A 17,125-nucleotide genomic window follows, 5' to 3' on the forward strand; every position below is an offset into this window, starting at 1 on the left:
CCTCCCGAGCGGCGTGAGGAAAGCGGTTGGGGCGCGCCACGGCCGCGTCGCCGTGGCGCGCGAAGGCCGGGGGATCAGGCCGCGGCGTGGGTGCGGCGCAGCAGCTCCGCCACGGTGCTGCCGGCGACCACCGGGTCCAGCGGGTGGGTCAGCGTGGCGTCGACCTCGGCGTACGCGGCCAGCCAGCGGTCGGCGGCGCGGGCCAGCACCACGCAGGTTGGCGGCGCGTCGTCCCGGTCGTCCTTGATCTGGCGGGCGATGCCGATGCCGCCGCCCGGGGTCGCCTCGCCGTCGAGCAGGAGCAGGTCGATCTCGTAGTCGTCGACCAGCCGGACGCAGGCGTTGTAGTCGTCGGCCTCGACGAACTCGATCTCGATGCCGGGCGCCGGCCGGGTGCCCACGGCGAGCCGCATGCGGTCGCGGACCTTCGGGTCGTCGCTGTAGAGCAGGACGGTGCAAAGACGATCGCTCATCGTGACGTGGCTCCCACCTCGTAGCTGCCCGCTGATCGTAGCGGGCGTCACATCCGGCCTGTCGCCCCGCCCGGGCGGGCTCGGGGCGTACCCGGAACGGGCTCAGGCGCTCGCCTCCGCGGCGCGCTCGCGGGCCTCCTGGCGGTCCAGCTCGCGGTCGAGCCGGCGGGCCTCGCGCTCGGACTGCTTGACCCACTGGACGACCAGGACGGCGAGCATCGTGACGCTGACGAACTCGCCGCCGGCCCACAGGATGCCGCCGGCCACCACCTGGTCGTTCCAGGGGTCGGACCAGGACAGGTTGAGCGACGGGTACCAGTCGCCGCCGAACAGCGTGGTGCTCTGCATGATGGTCAGGCCGAGGACGGTGTGGAACGGCACCGAGAGCAGCATGAGCAGCGCGCGCCCCGGGTACGGCCAGCGGCCGGGCAGCGGGTCCAGGCCGAGCAGCGGCCAGAAGAAGACGCAGCCGGTGGCGATGAAGTGCGCGTGGACCAGCTCGTGCGCCCACTCGTGGCGCAGCGTGAACTCGTAGAGGTCGGTGAAGTACAGCGCGAACGGGTTCACCACGAAGATGGCGAACGCCACAAGCGGGAAGCTGTAGATCCGGATCACCTTGCTGTGCACGATCGCGAGCAGCCGCTTGCGCGGGCGGACCGGCAGCGTGCGCAGCGCCAGCGTCACCGGGGCGCCGAGCGCCAGGAAGATCGGCGCGATCATCGACAGCACCATGTGCTGCACCATGTGCACCGAGAGCAGGGCGGTGTCGTACGCGCCGAGGCCGGTGAGCGTGACCAGGGCGATGCCGCCGAGGCCGGGGCCGAGGAACGACACGGTACGGATGACCGGCCAGCGGTCGCCGCGCAGCCGCAGCCGGTGCACCCCGTAGAGGTAGAGGCCGGCGGCCAGGACGATGCCCAGCGTGAGCCAGCTGTCCAGCCGGGTCTCGGTGAGGACCCGGGCCACGGTGAACGGCGGCGGGGCGCCCTCGCCTCCCGCCGCCAGCGTCGCCGGAACAGCCGAGGTGACGGCGCGGATCTGATCGACGTGCAGCACGCTTTTCAGGGTAGGTCAGGCGAAGCGGACCTCCACTATCGGGCCACGGAAGGGCGCGGTTTGGCACCCCGCTGATCGTCGGTCCCGGTCAGGGGCAATAATGACCGCGTGACTGCGGCCCCAGCCATTGACAAGAGCCGGATCCACTCCCTGACCCGACCCAACATGGTCAGCGTCGGGACGATCGTGTGGCTCTCCAGCGAACTCATGTTCTTCGCGGCGCTGTTCGCGATGTACTTCTCCATCCGCGCGGCTGCGCCGGAGCAGTGGGAGAAGCACACCGAGGTGCTGAACATCCCGTACGCGACCACGTTCACGGTGATCCTGGTGCTCTCCTCGATCACCTGCCAGATCGGCGTGTTCGCGGCCGAGCGCGGTGACGTCCACGCTCTGCGCCGGTGGTTCACGATCACCTTCGTGATGGGTCTGATCTTCGTGCTCGGTCAGCTGAACGAGTACCGGACCCTCGTGCACGAGGGTGTCAAGATCAACGAAGACGGTTACGGGTCGATGTTCTACCTCACCACCGGCTTCCACGGTCTGCACGTGACCGGCGGCCTCATCGCCTTCGTGATCTTCATGATCCGTACCACGATGGGCCGGTTCACCCCCGCCCAGGCGACCTCGGCGATCGTCGTGTCCTACTACTGGCACTTCGTGGACGTCGTGTGGATCGCGCTGTACGCCATGATCTACTGGCTCCAGTGATCTTGGCGCGTCACGAACCGCGCCGCTGCTCCGTCCCCTGAGACAAGGTCCAACCGGTTAAGGACACAGGTCATGACTTCTGACAACGACCGCCGACGCGGTCTGCTCGCGCGGCTGCGCGGGCGGCCCGTAGTGCGCAGCAGGGGCCGCCGCCGGCTGGGCGCCGCGGTCCGGCTGTTCGCCGCGCTGATGCTGGCCGGCGGTGCCTACACCGTCTTCGCCCCCGGCGTGCAGGCGCAGGACAACCCTCCGTTGACCGCCGCAGGCAACGAGGGCAAGGCGCTGTTCGACGTGAGCTGTGTGACCTGTCACGGTCGCAACGCCCAGGGCGTCGAGGGCCGCGGTCCGAGCCTGATCGGCGTCGGAGCGGCCTCGGTCGAGTTCCAGGTCAGCAGCGGTCGCATGCCGATGGCCCGGCAGGAGGCCCAGGCCATGCGCAAGCCGCCGCAGTTCACCGACGAGCAGGTGCGCCAGCTCGGGCAGTACATCCAGGAGCTCGGCGGCGGCCCGGAGGTGCCCAACGGGGACCTGCGTGAGGGCGCCAACCTGTCCACCGGTGGTGAGCTGTTCCGGATCAACTGCTCGCAGTGCCACGCCTTCAGCGGCGGCGGCGGCGCGCTGTCCTCCGGCAAGTACGCGCCGAGCCTGGCGCCGGCCAGCGACCGGCAGATCTACGCCGCGATGCTGAGCGGCCCGCAGAACATGCCGGTGTTCGGCGACAACCAGATCACGCCCGAGGAGAAGGCGGACATCATCGCCTACATCCAGGAGACGCTGAAGCACGACGGCGACCCGGGCGGCTTCAACCTGGGCCGCTACGGCCCGTCGACCGAGGGTCTCGCGATCTTCCTGGTCGGCATCGTCGCGCTGGTCTTCGCGAGCCTGTGGATCGCGGGCAAGTCGTGACCGGACGGATCAATGCTTCCAGTGCTGTGGCGCCGACCCCCGGCGTCACCCGTAGCGAGGTGACGGCATGAGCACCCACACCGAGCACCAGGCCCAGCAGGGCCCGGAGCCGCTCGACGTGAACGACCCCCGGCTCTCCCGGTTCGACATCGTCCAGGAGGGCGCGCGGCGGGACGACATCGAGATCGTCCACTACGAGCCGCAGGTGGTCCCGGGCAGCAAGGCCGAGCGCCGGCTGACCCGTACGGTCGCCCTGATGTTCCTGCTGACCGGCGTCTTCGCGACCGCCTTCCTGGTGGTCTACATCTGGTGGCCGTGGCAGTGGGAGCCGGGTACCGGTGGCGACAAGCTCTACACGCCGCTGCTCGGTGTGACGCTGGGCCTGGCGCTGCTGGGCATCGGCTTCGGCATCCTGACCTGGGGCAAGAAGCTGCTGCCCAAGGAGGTCTCGATCCAGGACCGGCACGACCAGGCCGAGGACCCGGAGGGTCGCAAGATCACCGGCGAGACCATGCTCTACCTGGCCGACGAGATGGGCGTACGCCGCCGGCCGCTGCTCGGCATCTCGCTGCTCGCCGGCCTCGCGCCGGTGGGCGCGGTGGCCGCGGCCCCGCTGATCGGTGGCCTGATCGAGCAGCCGCACAAGAACAACCAGATGTTCACCACCGGCTTCCAGCCGGCCGAGGGCGGCAAGAAGATCCGGCTCATCCGTGAGGACGGCCGCCCGATCCGCCCGGCCGACGTCAGCGTCGGCGGCCAGCTCACCGTGTTCCCGGGCATCGACGGCGGCGTCAGCAACCTGCACGCCGACTCGCCCACCCTGCTCATCCACCTGCGGGAGGACGACGCGCAGAAGTCGCGCGCCGCGAACGAGCGCAAGGGCCACGGCGACTACATGTGGGGCAACTACGTCGCGTTCTCCAAGATCTGCACGCACGCCGGCTGCCCGGCCAGCCTCTACGAGCAGCAGACCAACCGCCTGCTCTGCCCCTGCCACCAGTCGCAGTTCCTCATCACCGACAACGCCAAGCCGATCTTCGGCCCGGCGAACCGGCCGCTGCCGCAGCTGCCGATCGAGGTGGACGAGGAGGGCTTCTTCGTGGCGAAGTCCGACTACACCGAGACCATCGGTCCCGACTTCTGGGAGCGGCCATGAAGCGCCGAAAGTTTGATGCGGCCGCGCTGCCGGCCAAGAGCGCGCGGGCGGTGGACGACCGCTTCCAGGTGGCCACGCCCCTGCGCAAGCTGCTGAACAAGGTCTTCCCCGACCACTGGTCGTTCCTGCTCGGCGAGATCGCGCTGTTCTCGTTCGTCGTCCTGCTGCTCACCGGCGTCTTCCTGACGTTCTTCTTCGAGCCGGCGATGACCGAGGTCATCTACAACGGCAGCTACGCGCCGCTGCGGGGCACCCCGATGTCGGCCGCCTACGCCTCCAGCCTGGACATCTCGTTCGATGTCCGTGGTGGTCTGATCATGCGGCAGATGCACCACTGGTCGGCCCTGCTGTTCATGGCCGCGATCGTGGTCCACATGCTGCGGGTCTTCTTCACCGGCGCGTTCCGCAAGCCGCGTGAGACCAACTGGATCATCGGTTCGCTGCTGTTCTGGGTCGGCTTCCTGGCCGGCTTCACCGGCTACTCGCTGCCGGACGACGGTCTGTCCGGCACCGGTCTGCGGATCGCCTCCGCGATCATCCTGTCGATCCCGGTGATCGGTTCCTGGGTCAGCTCGTCGATCTTCGGTGGGGAGTTCCCCGGCACCATCATCATCAGCCGCTTCTTCATCGCCCACGTGCTGCTCATCCCGGGCCTGCTGGTGGCGCTGATCAGCGTGCACCTCGGCCTGGTGTTCAAGCAGAAGCACACCCAGTGGCCCGGCCCCGGCCGGACCAACGAGAACGTGGTCGGCGAGCGGATGTTCCCGCGCTACGCGCTCAAGCAGGGCGGCTTCTTCATGGTCGTCTTCGGCGTGGTCGCGCTGATGGGTGGCCTGTTCCAGATCAACCCGATCTGGCTGTTCGGCCCGTACGAGGCGTGGGTGGTCTCGGCGGCCAGCCAGCCCGACTGGTACGTCATGTTCCTCGACGGCTCGACCCGCCTCATGCCGGGCTGGGAGATCAGCATCCCGATCGGCAACGGGTACGTCATTCCACCGTTGTTCTGGCCCACGGTGGTGCTGCCCGGAATCCTGGTCGGCCTGTCGACGATGTACCCGTTCCTGGAGGCGCGCCGCCTCAAGGACTACAAGCACCACAACCTGCTCCAGCGGCCCCGGGACGTTCCGGCCCGGACCGCCGTGGGCGCCATGGCGCTCGCCTTCTACGTCGTGCTGACCCTCTCCGGCGCCAACGACGTCATCGCGGACAAGTTCCACATCAGCCTGAACGCGATGACCTGGGGAGGCCGGATCGGCCTGCTGATCCTCCCGCCGATCGCGTACTACGTCACGTACCGGATCTGCCTGGGTCTGCAGCAGCACGACCGGGAGGTGCTGGCCCACGGCGTGGAGACCGGCATCATCAAGCGGCTGCCCGACGGCCGGTTCGTCGAGGTCCACCAGCCGCTCACCTCGGCCGAGGGCCACGACGGTCACCCGCCGGCGCTGGACTACGTCGGCTGGGTGGTGCCGAAGAAGATGAACCGGCTCGGTGCCCTCGGCCCGGCGATCCGGGGCTTCTTCTACCCGATCGAGAAGCCGGCCGAGGCGCCGGTCTCGCCGGGACACCCGCCGGTCGAGGCCCGGCCGGAGCGGGAGGAGATCGGCAGCGGCGAGAGCCGTCGCTGACCCTCCCCGGTACGACTGACAGTGGCGCCCGCCGGATCCTTCCGGCGGGCGCCACTGCCGTTTCCGCCCCTGCCGTCCCGTTGTCTCCCACCTACGCCGGGCGGCCGGTGCGCGGACGGCCGTCGCCCCCGACACGGACGGGTGGAATCGCAGGAATAACCCCGGTCAGCCGGGTATCCGTGCGGTCCGACGTCTCATGGGGGAGGAACGAATGTTGGGAATCAAACGCCTGGGCCTGCTGGCCGCGCTGGTGGTCGTGGGGCTGGCGCCCGCCGCCGCGTCGCAGGCTGCGGCGCAGCCGTCGACGCAGGACACGCAGTACCTGCAGGCGGTGCACCAGGTCAACCTGTTCGAGATCACCGCCGGTAACCTGGCCCAGCAGAAGGGTCAGAACCAGCAGGTCAAGGACCTGGGCAAGATGTTCGTCACGGACCACACCCAGCTGGACCAGACGGTGCAGTCGACCGCGCAGCAGCTCAACGTGCAGTTGCCGGCCGACCCGACCGCCGACCAGCAGAAGGTCCTGGACAAGCTGAACAACCTCAGCGGCGCCGAGTTCGACAAGGCGTGGGTGACCGCGCAGCTCGCCGGTCACGTCCAGGCGATCCAGGCCACCCAGACCGAGATCTCGCAGGGCTCGGAGCAGTCGGTGGTGCAGATCGCCCAGGACGCGCTGCCGGTCCTCCAGGCGCACTACGACGCGCTGGTGGCCCTGGCTCAGACGCTGGGTGTCCCGGTTCCGCAGACCAGCGCCAGCGGCACGCCCAGCCCGGGCGGCACCACGTCCCCGGGTGGCACCGAGTCGCCGGCTCCGGGCGGCACCGAGACCGAGGAGCCCGCTCCGGGCACCACGGAGACCCCGGTGCCCGGCCAGAGCTGACGTACCGCACGGCCGACGGTGGCCGGTCCGCCCGCGAGGGGGGCCGGTCACCGGCTCGTGTCAGTCGGCGTTCGCCAGCCCGATCGCGAACGCCTCCTCCAGGTCGTGCTGCGAGTAGGCGCGGAACGCGATGTGCGACTCGGTGTTGAGCACGCCCGGCACCTTCGAGATGCTGCCGGCGATGACCTGGGCGATCTGCTCGAACTCCCGGACCCGGACCATGGCGATCAGGTCGACGTGCCCGGCCACCGAGTAGACCTCGCTGACGCCGGGCAGGTTGGCCAGGGTCTCGGCCACCTCGGGGATGGAGTCGGTGGCGCAGTCGATCAGCACGATCGCGGTGATCACGGGACGGTTCTCCGTTCGTCGGCGACGAGGCCCATGCTAGAGCCCGCGCCCCTCACCGCGCCGCCGGGACGGTCAGGTCGTCCCCGGCCCGGATCACCTCACGCAGGCGTTCCCCGGCCGCGACTGTCGCGCCCGGCCACACCACGGACCGGTCGACGTCGCCGTGCACGCGGGCGCCGGCGCCGACCACCGAGCCGGTCACCCGGCCGGTCACCGTCGCCGCCGGGTCCACCAGTCCGTCCGGTCCGGCCGCGTGCAGGTTGGCGGCCAGGTAGTCGGCGGGGGTGCCGGTGTCGTAGAACGTGCCGCGGTAGGGCACCACAGTGAGCGCCGCGGCCGCCTCCGCCGGCCGCCACACCGCCCGGACCAGGTCGCCGAACGTGGCGGGCAGGTCGCGGACCAGCCGCCAGGGCAGCAACGAGAAACCCACGAACTCGTGGCCGTCGAAGGTGCCGGGGGCGTCCGGGTCGTCGGCGGGCCGGCCGAGCAGGCGTACGCCGTGCCCGTCCCACCCGTCCAGCAGCGCGGCGACGTCCGGACCGGGCGGGGCCTGCGGGTCGGCCAGGTACGCGTCGGCGTTGCCCACGAGCACGCCCCGTCCGCCGATCCAGTCCCGCAGCCGGCCCACGCCCCCGGCGGTGCCCAGCGGAGCGTCCGGCTCGACCGACAGGTGGGCCCGTCCGCCCACCCGCGCGACCACCTGGTCGCCCAGGTAGCAGGCGTTCACGGCGACCCGCTCGGGGCCGGTCAGGCCGAGCCCGGCCAGGCGGGCCAGCGCCCGGTCCAGCAGCGGGACGTTCCCGACCGGGCAGAGCGCCTTCGGCACCCGCTCGGTGAGCGGGCGCAGCCGGGTGCCCTCGCCCGCGGCCAGCACCACCGCGCACACCTCCACCTCCGGTGCGGCAGCGCCCGCGTACGAGGTGCTCACGCGGCCGGTGGGTGCTCGCCGGCGCGCGGGCCGATGCCGTAGTACCCGAGCAGGTTGGCGGTGGCGCGGCTGAGCCGGGGCAGGTCGTCGAGCGGGTGGAAGGCGGCCTCGAAGACCTCGGCGCCGTCCACCTTCAGCTCGGTGGTCGACGCCGGCACCTCCGCCTCGAAGACCACGTCGACCCAGCCCTTGGCGTGCACCACCGCGTTCGGCACGGCCGGGCGCAGCGCGTCGGGGGAGAGGCGGACGCCGGACTCCTCGTACAGCTCGCGGGCGGCGCCCACCACCGGGGCCTCGCCGCGTTGCAGCAGCCCGGCGGGCAGCGTCCAGCTGTACCCGGGCGGCTGGCGCAGCAGCAGGATCCGGCCCGCGCCGGTGGCCTCCGCGTCCTTGACCAGCGTGACCGCGCCGACGACGTACTTCGGTACGGCCAGCCGGACCAGCCGCCGCCGCAGCGGGACCGGAAGCCGGTAGAAGATCTGGTAGCCGAGGGCCCGTCCGGTGGCGCGTGCGCGGGGGATCATGCCGTCCAGGCTAGTGGTCCCGGCGGGGACCGGCTCCGTCTACTGCCGGTGGTCGACCAGATCGATCAACTGCTGGACCACGGTGTCCGGCTCGACAGTGCGGTCGAAGACCGCCACCAGCAGCGTCTCCAGGTCGGGGTAGCCCAGCTCCTCGGACAGCCGCAGCAGCGGCAGGTCGCTGGCCAGGCCCCGGTTGTGCTTGCGCAACGCCAGACCGATCGAGGCCCGGCCGAGCCGGACCTTGTCGGCGATCGAGATGCCCGGCTCGGTGTGCTCGGCGAACCAGCGGTTGATCTGCATCTGGGCGTGCGGGGACTTCACGAAGCCCAGCCACTCCCGGCGCGGGCCGCGCGGGGCCACGTCCGCCTCGAAGCCGCTCTCCGCGTCGTTCTCGGTGAAGATCTCCACGACGTCGCCCTCCTCCAGTTCGGAGGAGAGCGGCGCGAGCCGGCCGTTGATCCGGGCGGCCAGGCAGTGGTCGCCGCGCTCGGTGCCCAGCTCGTACGCGAGGTCGACAGGGGTCGCCCCGGCCGGCAGCACCACCTGCCGCCCGTCGGCGACCACCTGGATCTGCGCCTCGGACAGGTCGCAGCGCAGCGACTCCATGAACTGGGTCGGGTCGACCGTCTCCTGTTCCCAGTCGAGCACCCGGCGCAGCCAGGCCAGCTCGTCCGCCCGGTCGGCGGCCCGGCCCGCGGCCCGCGGGAAGCGGTAGTGGGCGGCCACGCCGTACTCCGCGGAGCGGTGCATCTCGGTGGTGCGGATCAGCACCTCGACCGTGCGGTCCTGCGGGCCGCAGACGCTCGTGTGCAGGGACCGGTAGAGGTTGTTCTTCGGGGAGGCGATGAAGTCCTTGAACCGGCCCGGCACCGGCCGCCAGAGCCCGTGCACGGCGCCCAGCGCGGCGTAGCAGTCGGTCGCCGGACCGTCCACCACGATCGCGATGCGGGGCAGGTCGTATGGGGCGGCGTGGTCGCCGGCGACGGTGTCCTTCCAGATCGAGTAGAGGTGCCGGGGGCGGGGGGAGACGTCGGCGTCGACCCGGTTGCGGCGCAGCGCCACCCGGGTGCGGGCCACCACGTCGGCGAGGTAGGCGTCCCAGCCCGGCCGGTCGTGCACGAACCGGGCGATCCGCGCGTGCTCCTCCGGCCGCAGGTGCAGCAGCACCACGTCGTCCAGCTCGCGTTTGAGCGTCTGGATGCCCAGCCGGTCGCAGAGCGGTACCAGCACCTCCTGGGTCTTGCGGGCGATCCGCTCCCGGGAGGCGGCCGAGCGGACGCCGAGCGTACGCATGTTGTGCAGCCGGTCGGCCAGCTTGATCACCAGCACCCGGACGTCCTTGCCGGCCGCCACGATCATCTTGCGGACGGTCTCCGCCTCGGCGGCCTTGCCGTAGAACGCCTTGTCGAACTTGGTCACGCCGTCGACCAGGTGGGCGACCTCGCGGCCGAAGTCCTCCTGGAGGGCCTGGAGCGTGTAGCGGGTGTCCTCCACCGTGTCGTGCAGCAGGGCGGCGACCAGCGTGATGGTGTCCATGCCGAGGTCGGCGCAGATCTGCGCCACCGCCAGCGGGTGGGTGATGTACGGCTCGCCGCTCTTGCGGAACTGGCCGCGGTGCATGTTCTCGGCGATCGTGTAGGCCCGGCGCAGCACCGAGGCGTCGGCGTTCGCGTGGATGCCGCGATGGGCCCGGACCAGTGTGGTGACCGGGTCGCCGTCGGCCGTGGGCCAGGTGAGCAGGGAACGCAGGCGGCGGGTGAGCGGTAACTCGCCCTGGGCGGGAAGCGCGCCACCCAGGGCGGCGCCGTGTCCGGCGTCGACGTCCACCTGGGACACCTCCTCACCCCGGCCCTCGGCCACCGGGAACCGGCGGCCGGGAGCAGAGCCCGCGAATCGGGCAGGTCTGCACTCCTTTAACAGACTAAGGGAGTCGAGGTAGTCCGATCGGTCAGTTGGTCATGAGCGTTCGGTCGAGAGTTTGGCGGATCCGCCGTTCTCCGCCTTCGCCAGCAGGTCGCGGAAACGCCCCGCGCCGGCCACCGGCGAGGCCCAACCGGCGGTCGACTCGACCAGCCGGGTCTCCGGTCGTTCCAACCAGGACAGGATCCGCTCGGTCTCCTCCGCGGTCGCGGCCGGCACCGGACCGTGCCCGGGCAGCACCGTCTCCGCGGTGGCCCGGATCGCGGCGATCGTGGGTCGCGGGTGGACACCCGGCGGGGACACCCCGGCCCCGGCGAGCCGGCCGTGCCGGATCAGCGCCAGCTCCCAGCCGCCCCGGGCGGCCGGACGGGCGGCGGCCAGCTCGGCGATGCCGGTCAACGCGGCCAGCCGCTGCATCCGGACCGCCGCGCGCAGCACCGCGACCAGCCGGCCCCGGACCACGGCCGCCTCCTCGTACCGCTCGGCGGCCGACAGCACCTCGATGCGGGCGAGCAGCGCGTCCACCACCACCCCGGGGTCGTCGCTGGTGGCGGTGCGGAACGGCGTCGCCGCGCGGTCGTCGTACTCCTCGGGGGTGATCCTGTGCTCGCAGGGCGCCGGGCAGCGGCCCAGCTCGGCCAGCGCGCAGGCCGGCATGGTGGTGCGCCGGGAGAGCCGGTGCGTGCACTGCCGCAGCGGCACCGCGTCGTGGAAGCCGGCGGCGGCCAGCTCCGCCGCCTGCCGGGACCGGAACGGCCCCAGGTAGGCCGTGTCGGTCGGCGCGAGGGCACGCACGATCGACAACCGGGGGTACGCCTCGTCGGTGAGCTTCAGCCAGACCTGGCGCTCCGGATACTTCGACCGGCGGTTGTACGGCGGCGCGTGCGCCGCGATCAGCCGCAGCTCGCGGACCTCGGCCTCCAGCGAGTGGGCGCACTCGACCGCCTCCACCCGCTCGGCCGCGGCGAGCATCTCGGAGATCCGGGCCCGCTTCTCCGCGGCGGTGAAGTAGCTGCGGACCCGGGTGGCGATGTCGCCGGACGTGCCGACGTAGAGCGGCCGGTCGTCGGCGGCCCGGAAGATGTAGACGCCCGGTACCTTCGGCAGCCCGTCGGCGAGGTGCCGCTTGCGGCGCTGGGTGGGGGTGACCGCACGGGCGAACTCGATCGCCTCGCCGACCGTGCCGACCCGGTGCCCGCCGAGGCGGCCGATCAGACCGTGCAGCACGTCGACCGTGGCCTTGGCGTCGTCGAGCGCCCGGTGGGTGGGCTGGGTCGCGGTGCGGAAGTAGGCGGCCAGCGTGCCCAGCTTGCGGTTGGGCACCTCGTCGCGGGTCAGCACCCGGCGGGCCAGCGCGGCCGTGTCCAGCACCCGGGGGTTGGGCCAGCGGTAGCCGTGCTTCGCGCAGGCGGCCTTGAGGAAACCCACGTCGTACGGCGCGTTGTGGGCGACGAGCACGGCGTCGCTGACGAACTCCAGAAAACTCGGGAGCACCTGCTCGATCGGCGGGGCGGGCAGCAGCATGGCCTGGGTGATGCCGGTGAGCACGGTGATGAACGGCGGGATCGGCACGCCCGGGTTGACGAGCGTGGCGAGCACGCCCAGCTCCTCACCGCCGCGCACCTTCACCGCGCCGATCTCGGTGATCCCGCCGCCGTCGGGAGCGCCGCCGGTGGTCTCCAGGTCGACCACCACGAAGGTGGTCGCGTAGAGCGGCAGCGCCGGGTCGACGCCGCTGCCCGCCGGGTCCAGGCCGGCCAGCGACTCCTGGACGTACTCCGCTCGTGTCACCCGCGGGACGCTAGCGGCACGGTCCGACACTCCCGTCACTGCGGCCCCAGGAGATACCACGGGGGTACGATGAGAGATCGGCTCACTCACCGGGCGGTGGGCCCGTTCGGGGTGGGAGACTTGCCTCATGCCCCTCAGCGAGCCGTACGACGACCACTCCTCCGTGGAGGAGCCGGTGGTCGGCGTGCCCGCCGATGAGGACGCGCCGACCGCGATCGAGCCCGAGCCCGTGCTGCCCGAGCCGGTCCGGCAGCGGATCGTCACGCTGACCGCCGCCGTGCTGCCCGGCCTGCCCGCCGACGAGGTGCCGGTGCCGCTGCGGCGGGTCGCCAAGTTCGCCCCCAACCGTCGCGCCCGCCTCGGCGCTCCCGCGATCGCCGCCCAGCTCACCGCCGACCCGCTGTTCCGGCAGCGGATCACCGCCCGGGTGCTCGCCGACGCCGGCGACCTGGGCGCGGCGGTGGTCGAGGGCACCGCGCCCGCCGCCGCCGACCCGGTCGAGGTGGCCGCCCTGGCCTACCTGGCCCGGCCCCGGGGCTGGCGGGAACTCATCGACGCCAGCGGCGAGGCGGTACGCGCCGAGGCCGACAGCGCGGTCGTGGCCGAACTGGTACGCGAGGCCGAGCAGCGGGCCGCCCGCGCCGAGCACGACCGGGCGGTGGCCCGGGTCGAGGCGGAGAAGCTGCGCGACGAGCTGGCCCGGGTCCGCGAGGAGCTGGGTCAGCTCCGTGAGGAGGCCCGCCAGCTGACCCGTACCCTGCGGGAGACCCAGGCCCGCGAGCGCAAGGCCACCGAGATGCTCGCCACCGAGCGGGGGCGGGCGGCCCGCGCCGCGGCCGACGCGGACGCCGAGCTGCGCCGCGCCCGGGCCCGGCTGGCCGAGGCGGAGGCCGCCGCCGGGGTGGCCCGGGCCAGCGCCAAGGAGGCCCGTTCGGTCGACGACGCGCGGCTGTGGCTGCTGCTGGAGACGATCGGCCAGGCCGCCGTGGGGCTGCGCCGCGAGCTGGCGCTCGACCCGGTGGACAAGCTCCCGGCCGACTTCGTCGCCGACGCGTTCGCCGAGCAGCCGGGCGCCGCACCGGCCGGTCCGTCGACGCGGGCCCGCGACACCGACGACCCGGCCCGCCTCGACCAGCTGCTCGCGCTGCCGCGGGCGCATCTGGTGGTGGACGGCTACAACGTGACCAAGCGCGGCTTCGGCGAGATGTCGCTGGAGCAGCAGCGTAAGCGGCTGATCACCGGGCTCGGCGGGATCGCCGCGCAGACCGGGGACGAGGTCACTGTCGTCTTCGACGGCGCCGAGCGGATCCACGGCCTGCCCCCGGCGCCGCGCGGCGTGCGGGTGCTGTTCTCCCGCAAGGGGGAGACCGCCGACGAGCTGATCCGCCGGCTGGTCCGCGCGGAGCCGGCCGGGCGGCCGGTGGTCGTCGTCTCCTCCGACCGCGAGGTCGCCGACGGGGTACGCCGGCACGGCGCGTACCCGCTGGGCGCCGACTCGCTGCTGCGGCGCCTGGCGCGTTCCTGAGCTTCTCCGCGTCGCCTCCCGCCGCTTGATCGACCCCGTTTCGGCGACGTGGCGGGATCGCGCGCGTGCTGATCGCGCCACTTCGGCGTACTGGTTCGTTTTCGCGGCGGCTGCTGCCTCGTTGTCCGGTTCTGTCGTACCCGAGCGTTAGCGTCGTGGTGACCGACGGTGGTGGCCCCTTCCCCGGCCGCCACCGGCGACCCGTCAGGAGGCGTTGATGCTGATCGACTGCGACACCTGCGGCAACCGCGGTGCCGGCTGCTCCGGCTGCCTGGTCACCGCACTGCTCGACTCCGACCCGGCCGACCTGGGCCCGGCCGAGCACCGGGCGATCGAGGTGTTCGCGCGGGCCGGGTTCGAGGTGGACGTGCTGCCGCCGGCACCTGCCGAGGCGCCGGCGCCGATGCCCCGCCGCCCCGGCCGTCGCCGCCGGGTTGCCTGACGCCGCCCGCCGCCCGCCGCCCGCCGCCCGCCGCCCGCCGCCGCTCACTCCTGCCTGTCGGCTTCTGCCTGCCGCTGAAGGAGCGCCGCCCCCGGGGTGCTCAAGGCGGCTGTCGGGTATCCCGTCCACCGCGTGCCGATCGGCCCAGCGCCGCCGTATGCCGCGTCGGCCTCCTCCTCGCCCCGGTCCCGGCAAAGGCCGTCGATCTTGGAGTTGTGGCGCCCAGGATGCCGCTTTGGTGAGCTTTGCAGGGTGTCACAACTCCAAGATCGGCGCGGTCGGCCGAGCCGAAGCCGCGTAGGGGCCGTGTGGGAGAGCCGGGTGAGGGCAGAGCGGTCGGGGCGGCGAGGCGGGCACGGCGGTCCCTTGCGCGGCCGGGCAATAGGATGAGCGGTCACGGCGGGAGGGGGCGGCATGACGCGGACGGGGCACGACGGCGGGGTGGGCCGGTGACCCCGCGCGCCTGGGCGCTGCTGACCCTGGGCGGCCTGGTGGTGGCGCTGCTCGTGGCGGTGGCGCTGCTGGTGCCGTGGAGCCGGCCGCCGGCACCCCGCGCCGACCAGCTCGCGGCGCTGCGGGATCTCCCGGCCGAGCAGGTGAGCCGGGGCCGGGCGTTCCACGGCGCGCTGCGCCCGGCGGCCTGGTCGGCGCTGGCGGTCGGGCTGGTGGTGGCGGTGCTGCTCGGGCTGACCCCGCTGGGCGGGCGCCTGGTCGACCTGGTCGGCCGGCCCTTCGGCGGGCACTGGATCGCGCAGGCCGTGCTCGGCGGGCTGGCCGTCATGTTCCTCGCCGACCTGCTCACCCTGCCGTTCGCGGCCTGGCGCCGCACCGTGCTGGTGCGCTACGGGCTGAGCACCCAGAGCTGGGGCGGCTGGGCGGTCGACCTGCTCAAGTCGTACGCGGTCAGCGCGGTGATCGGCGCGCTGGTCCTGCTCGGCTTCTACACCGTGGTCCGGCTCGCCCCGCGCTGGTGGTGGGCGTTCGGCGCGGCCGGCGCGGCGGCCCTGGTGGTGGTGCTGTCGTTCGTGCTGCCGGTGCTGGTCGAGCCGGTGTTCAACCGGTTCACCCCGATGGAGCCGGGCCCGCTGCGCAGTGAGTTGACCGCGATGGCCGCCCGGGACGGCGTACCGGTGCGCGACGTACTCGTCGCCGACGCGTCGCGGCGTACCAGCGCGGTCAACGCGTACGTCTCCGGGCTCGGCCCGACGCGGCGGGTGGTCGTCTACGACACGCTGCTGCGCGAGGCGGAACCGGCCGAGGTGACCAGCGTGGTCGCCCACGAGCTGGGGCACGCCAAGGACCGGGACGTGTGGACCGGCACGGTGCTCGGCGCGCTCGGCGCCGCCGCCGCGGTGGTGGCGCTCTACCTGATCGGCTCCTGGACGCCGCTGCTGCGGCTGGCCGGCGTCGACTCGATCGCCCAGCCCCGGGCGTTCCCGCTGCTGATCGCGCTGGTCACGGTCGCCGGGCTGCTCGCCACCCCGGCGCAGGCGCTCGTCTCGCGCCGGATCGAGGCCCGCGCCGACGCCCACGCGCTGGCGCTCACCGGCGACCCGGCGACATTCGAGGCGATGCAGCGGCGGCTCGCCGGGGTCAACCTGGCCGACCCCGACCCGCCGCGCTGGGAGCGCCTCTGGTCGGCGACCCACCCGTCCACCGTGGAGCGGATGGCCGCCGCCCGCGCCTACGCCAGGGAGTCCGGCCGATGAGCCGCACCTTGCTGATCACCAACGACTTCCCGCCGCGCCCCGGCGGCATCCAGTCGTTCGTGCACAACCTCGCGGTGCGCCAGCAGCCCGGCTCGGTGGTGGTGTACGCGTCGAGCTGGCGCGGGGCGGAGAAGTTCGACGCCGACCAGCCCTTCGAGGTGGTCCGGGAGCGGACCCGGGTGCTGCTGCCCACCCCGCTGATCGCCCGGCGGGCGGCGCGGCTGGCCCGCGCGTACGACTGCGACACCGTGTGGTTCGGCGCGGCGGCCCCGCTGGGGCTGCTCGCCGCGGGTCTGCGACGGCGGGCCGGGATCCGCCGGGCGGTGGCGCTGACCCACGGGCACGAGGTCGGCTGGGCGGCGCTCCCCGGCGCCCGGTCGGCGCTGCGCCGGATCGGCCGGGGCGTGGACGTGACCACCTACCTCGGCGAGTACACCAGGGCGCGGCTGGCCCGCGTGCTGGACGGGCTGACCGAGCTGCGGCGGCTCGCGCCCGGCGTGGACGTGGACACCTACCACCCGGAGGTCGACGGCGGACGGGTCCGGTCGCGGCTCGGGCTGGCCGACCGGCCGGTGGTGGTGTGCGTGTCGCGGCTGGTGCCCCGCAAGGGCCAGGACATGCTGATCCGCGCGCTGCCGGAGATCCGCCGCCGGGTGCCCGACGCCGCGCTGCTCGTGGTCGGCGGCGGCCCGTACCGCTCGACGCTGGAGAAGCTGGCCCGGCAGACCGGCCTGGAACGCGACGTGGTCTTCACCGGCTCGGTGCCCTCGGCCGAGCTGCCCGCCCACTACGCGGCGGGCGACGTCTACGCGATGCCCTGCCGCACCCGCAACCGTGGTCTGGACGTGGAGGGCCTCGGGATCGTCTACCTGGAGGCGAGCGCGACCGGGCTGCCGGTGGTGGCCGGTGACTCCGGCGGCGCCCCGGACGCGGTCCGCGAGGGGGAGACCGGGTACGTGGTCGGCGGCCGCGACGTGGCCCGGCTCGCCGACCGGGTGGCGACGCTGCTCGCCGACCGGGACCTGGCCCGGCAGTTCGGCGCCGCCGGCCGCGCCTGGGTGGAGCGCGAGTGGCGCTGGGAGACGCAGGCGCAGCGCATGGCCGCCCTGCTGGCCGGCTGACCGCGCACCG

16 protein-coding genes are annotated in these 17,125 nt (G+C 73.0%); 9 read left to right on the forward strand and 7 right to left on the reverse strand.

The window, feature by feature from the left end; genetic code table 11:
• Positions 1-74: 74 nt before the first annotated feature.
• Positions 75-473 (reverse strand): hypothetical protein, encoded by a 399-nt coding sequence (locus tag V6U82_RS15335; protein WP_334461739.1) that lies wholly within the window; start codon positions 471-473, stop codon positions 75-77.
• Positions 474-575: 102 nt separating this feature from the next.
• Positions 576-1,529 carry a cytochrome c oxidase assembly protein gene (locus V6U82_RS15340; protein WP_091421037.1) on the reverse strand — a complete coding sequence of 318 codons (954 nt, stop codon included), beginning with the start codon at positions 1,527-1,529 and terminating at the stop codon, positions 576-578.
• A gap of 108 nt (positions 1,530-1,637) precedes the next feature.
• On the opposite strand from V6U82_RS15340, the gene ctaE reads away from it, so the two are divergent.
• The 5 genes from ctaE to V6U82_RS15365 all read left to right on the forward strand — a co-directional run bounded on the left by ctaE (position 1,638) and on the right by V6U82_RS15365 (position 6,807).
• On the forward strand, positions 1,638-2,237 hold the full coding sequence (gene ctaE, locus V6U82_RS15345; RefSeq protein WP_120568759.1) for an aa3-type cytochrome oxidase subunit III: 600 nt from the start codon (positions 1,638-1,640) through the stop codon (positions 2,235-2,237).
• A gap of 72 nt (positions 2,238-2,309) precedes the next feature.
• Positions 2,310-3,143, forward strand: coding sequence for a cytochrome bc1 complex diheme cytochrome c subunit (gene qcrC, locus V6U82_RS15350; RefSeq protein WP_091421029.1), 834 nt, complete (start codon positions 2,310-2,312; stop codon positions 3,141-3,143).
• Positions 3,144-3,210: 67 nt separating this feature from the next.
• A complete protein-coding gene (gene qcrA, locus V6U82_RS15355) occupies positions 3,211-4,299 on the forward strand; it encodes a cytochrome bc1 complex Rieske iron-sulfur subunit (RefSeq protein ID WP_120568760.1) in 1,089 nt (362 codons plus the stop codon).
• Entirely contained in the window at positions 4,296-5,927 is a 1,632-nt protein-coding gene (qcrB, locus tag V6U82_RS15360) for a cytochrome bc1 complex cytochrome b subunit (RefSeq protein ID WP_334461745.1), read from the forward strand. The genes qcrA and qcrB overlap by 4 nt, the downstream gene beginning before the upstream one ends.
• Before the next feature lie 211 nt (positions 5,928-6,138).
• On the forward strand, positions 6,139-6,807 hold the full coding sequence (locus tag V6U82_RS15365; RefSeq protein WP_128137057.1) for a DUF4142 domain-containing protein: 669 nt from the start codon (positions 6,139-6,141) through the stop codon (positions 6,805-6,807).
• Positions 6,808-6,867: 60 nt separating this feature from the next.
• On the opposite strand, the gene V6U82_RS15370 is transcribed toward V6U82_RS15365, so the two are convergent.
• The 5 genes from V6U82_RS15370 to V6U82_RS15390 all read right to left on the reverse strand — a co-directional run bounded on the left by V6U82_RS15370 (position 6,868) and on the right by V6U82_RS15390 (position 12,318).
• Positions 6,868-7,155 (reverse strand): Lrp/AsnC family transcriptional regulator, encoded by a 288-nt coding sequence (locus tag V6U82_RS15370; RefSeq protein ID WP_013287689.1) that lies wholly within the window; start codon positions 7,153-7,155, stop codon positions 6,868-6,870.
• A 52-nt stretch (positions 7,156-7,207) separates the two neighbouring features.
• Entirely contained in the window at positions 7,208-8,083 is an 876-nt protein-coding gene (locus V6U82_RS15375) for a nucleotidyltransferase family protein (RefSeq protein WP_334461751.1), read from the reverse strand.
• Positions 8,080-8,607: an NUDIX hydrolase gene (locus V6U82_RS15380; protein ID WP_128137056.1), complete on the reverse strand. Its 528-nt coding sequence runs from the start codon at positions 8,605-8,607 to the stop codon at positions 8,080-8,082. Before V6U82_RS15380 ends, V6U82_RS15375 begins: the two co-directional genes overlap by 4 nt.
• 39 nt (positions 8,608-8,646) lie before the next feature.
• Positions 8,647-10,434 (reverse strand): RelA/SpoT family protein, encoded by a 1,788-nt coding sequence (locus V6U82_RS15385; RefSeq protein ID WP_128137062.1) that lies wholly within the window; start codon positions 10,432-10,434, stop codon positions 8,647-8,649.
• A gap of 129 nt (positions 10,435-10,563) precedes the next feature.
• Positions 10,564-12,318, reverse strand: coding sequence for a DEDD exonuclease domain-containing protein (locus V6U82_RS15390; RefSeq protein ID WP_334461754.1), 1,755 nt, complete (start codon positions 12,316-12,318; stop codon positions 10,564-10,566).
• 127 nt (positions 12,319-12,445) lie between these two features.
• Between V6U82_RS15390 and V6U82_RS15395 the strand changes: the two genes are divergently transcribed.
• The 4 genes from V6U82_RS15395 (at position 12,446) to V6U82_RS15410 (ending at position 17,115) form a co-directional block, all read left to right on the forward strand.
• A complete protein-coding gene (locus V6U82_RS15395) occupies positions 12,446-13,843 on the forward strand; it encodes an NYN domain-containing protein (RefSeq protein ID WP_334461755.1) in 1,398 nt (465 codons plus the stop codon).
• Between the two features lie 217 nt (positions 13,844-14,060).
• Complete coding sequence (locus tag V6U82_RS15400; RefSeq protein WP_128139224.1) at positions 14,061-14,285, forward strand: hypothetical protein; 225 nt, start codon at positions 14,061-14,063, stop codon at positions 14,283-14,285.
• A gap of 449 nt (positions 14,286-14,734) precedes the next feature.
• The gene (locus V6U82_RS15405; protein WP_334461758.1) at positions 14,735-15,994 is read left to right on the forward strand and encodes a M48 family metallopeptidase; all 1,260 of its coding nucleotides are present in this window, start codon (positions 14,735-14,737) and stop codon (positions 15,992-15,994) included.
• Positions 15,991-17,115 (forward strand): glycosyltransferase family 4 protein, encoded by a 1,125-nt coding sequence (locus tag V6U82_RS15410; RefSeq protein WP_334461760.1) that lies wholly within the window; start codon positions 15,991-15,993, stop codon positions 17,113-17,115. The genes V6U82_RS15405 and V6U82_RS15410 overlap by 4 nt, the downstream gene beginning before the upstream one ends.
• Positions 17,116-17,125: the final 10 nt, after the last annotated feature.

Source organism: Micromonospora sp. CPCC 205554 (assembly GCF_036902745.1).
Classification (GTDB): Bacteria; Actinomycetota; Actinomycetes; order Mycobacteriales; family Micromonosporaceae; genus Micromonospora; species Micromonospora tulbaghiae.

Coding starts and splice junctions, on each gene's coding strand:
- qcrB (WP_334461745.1), top strand. CDS start 4,296: ATGAAGCGCCGAAAGTTTGATGCGGCCGCGCTGCCGGCCAAGAGCGCG.
- V6U82_RS15395 (WP_334461755.1), top strand. CDS start 12,446: ATGCCCCTCAGCGAGCCGTACGACGACCACTCCTCCGTGGAGGAGCCG.
- V6U82_RS15400 (WP_128139224.1), top strand. CDS start 14,061: ATGCTGATCGACTGCGACACCTGCGGCAACCGCGGTGCCGGCTGCTCC.
- qcrC (WP_091421029.1), top strand. CDS start 2,310: ATGACTTCTGACAACGACCGCCGACGCGGTCTGCTCGCGCGGCTGCGC.
- V6U82_RS15365 (WP_128137057.1), top strand. CDS start 6,139: ATGTTGGGAATCAAACGCCTGGGCCTGCTGGCCGCGCTGGTGGTCGTG.
- V6U82_RS15410 (WP_334461760.1), top strand. CDS start 15,991: ATGAGCCGCACCTTGCTGATCACCAACGACTTCCCGCCGCGCCCCGGC.
- qcrA (WP_120568760.1), top strand. CDS start 3,211: ATGAGCACCCACACCGAGCACCAGGCCCAGCAGGGCCCGGAGCCGCTC.
- V6U82_RS15380 (WP_128137056.1), bottom strand. CDS start 8,607: ATGATCCCCCGCGCACGCGCCACCGGACGGGCCCTCGGCTACCAGATC.
- V6U82_RS15335 (WP_334461739.1), bottom strand. CDS start 473: ATGAGCGATCGTCTTTGCACCGTCCTGCTCTACAGCGACGACCCGAAG.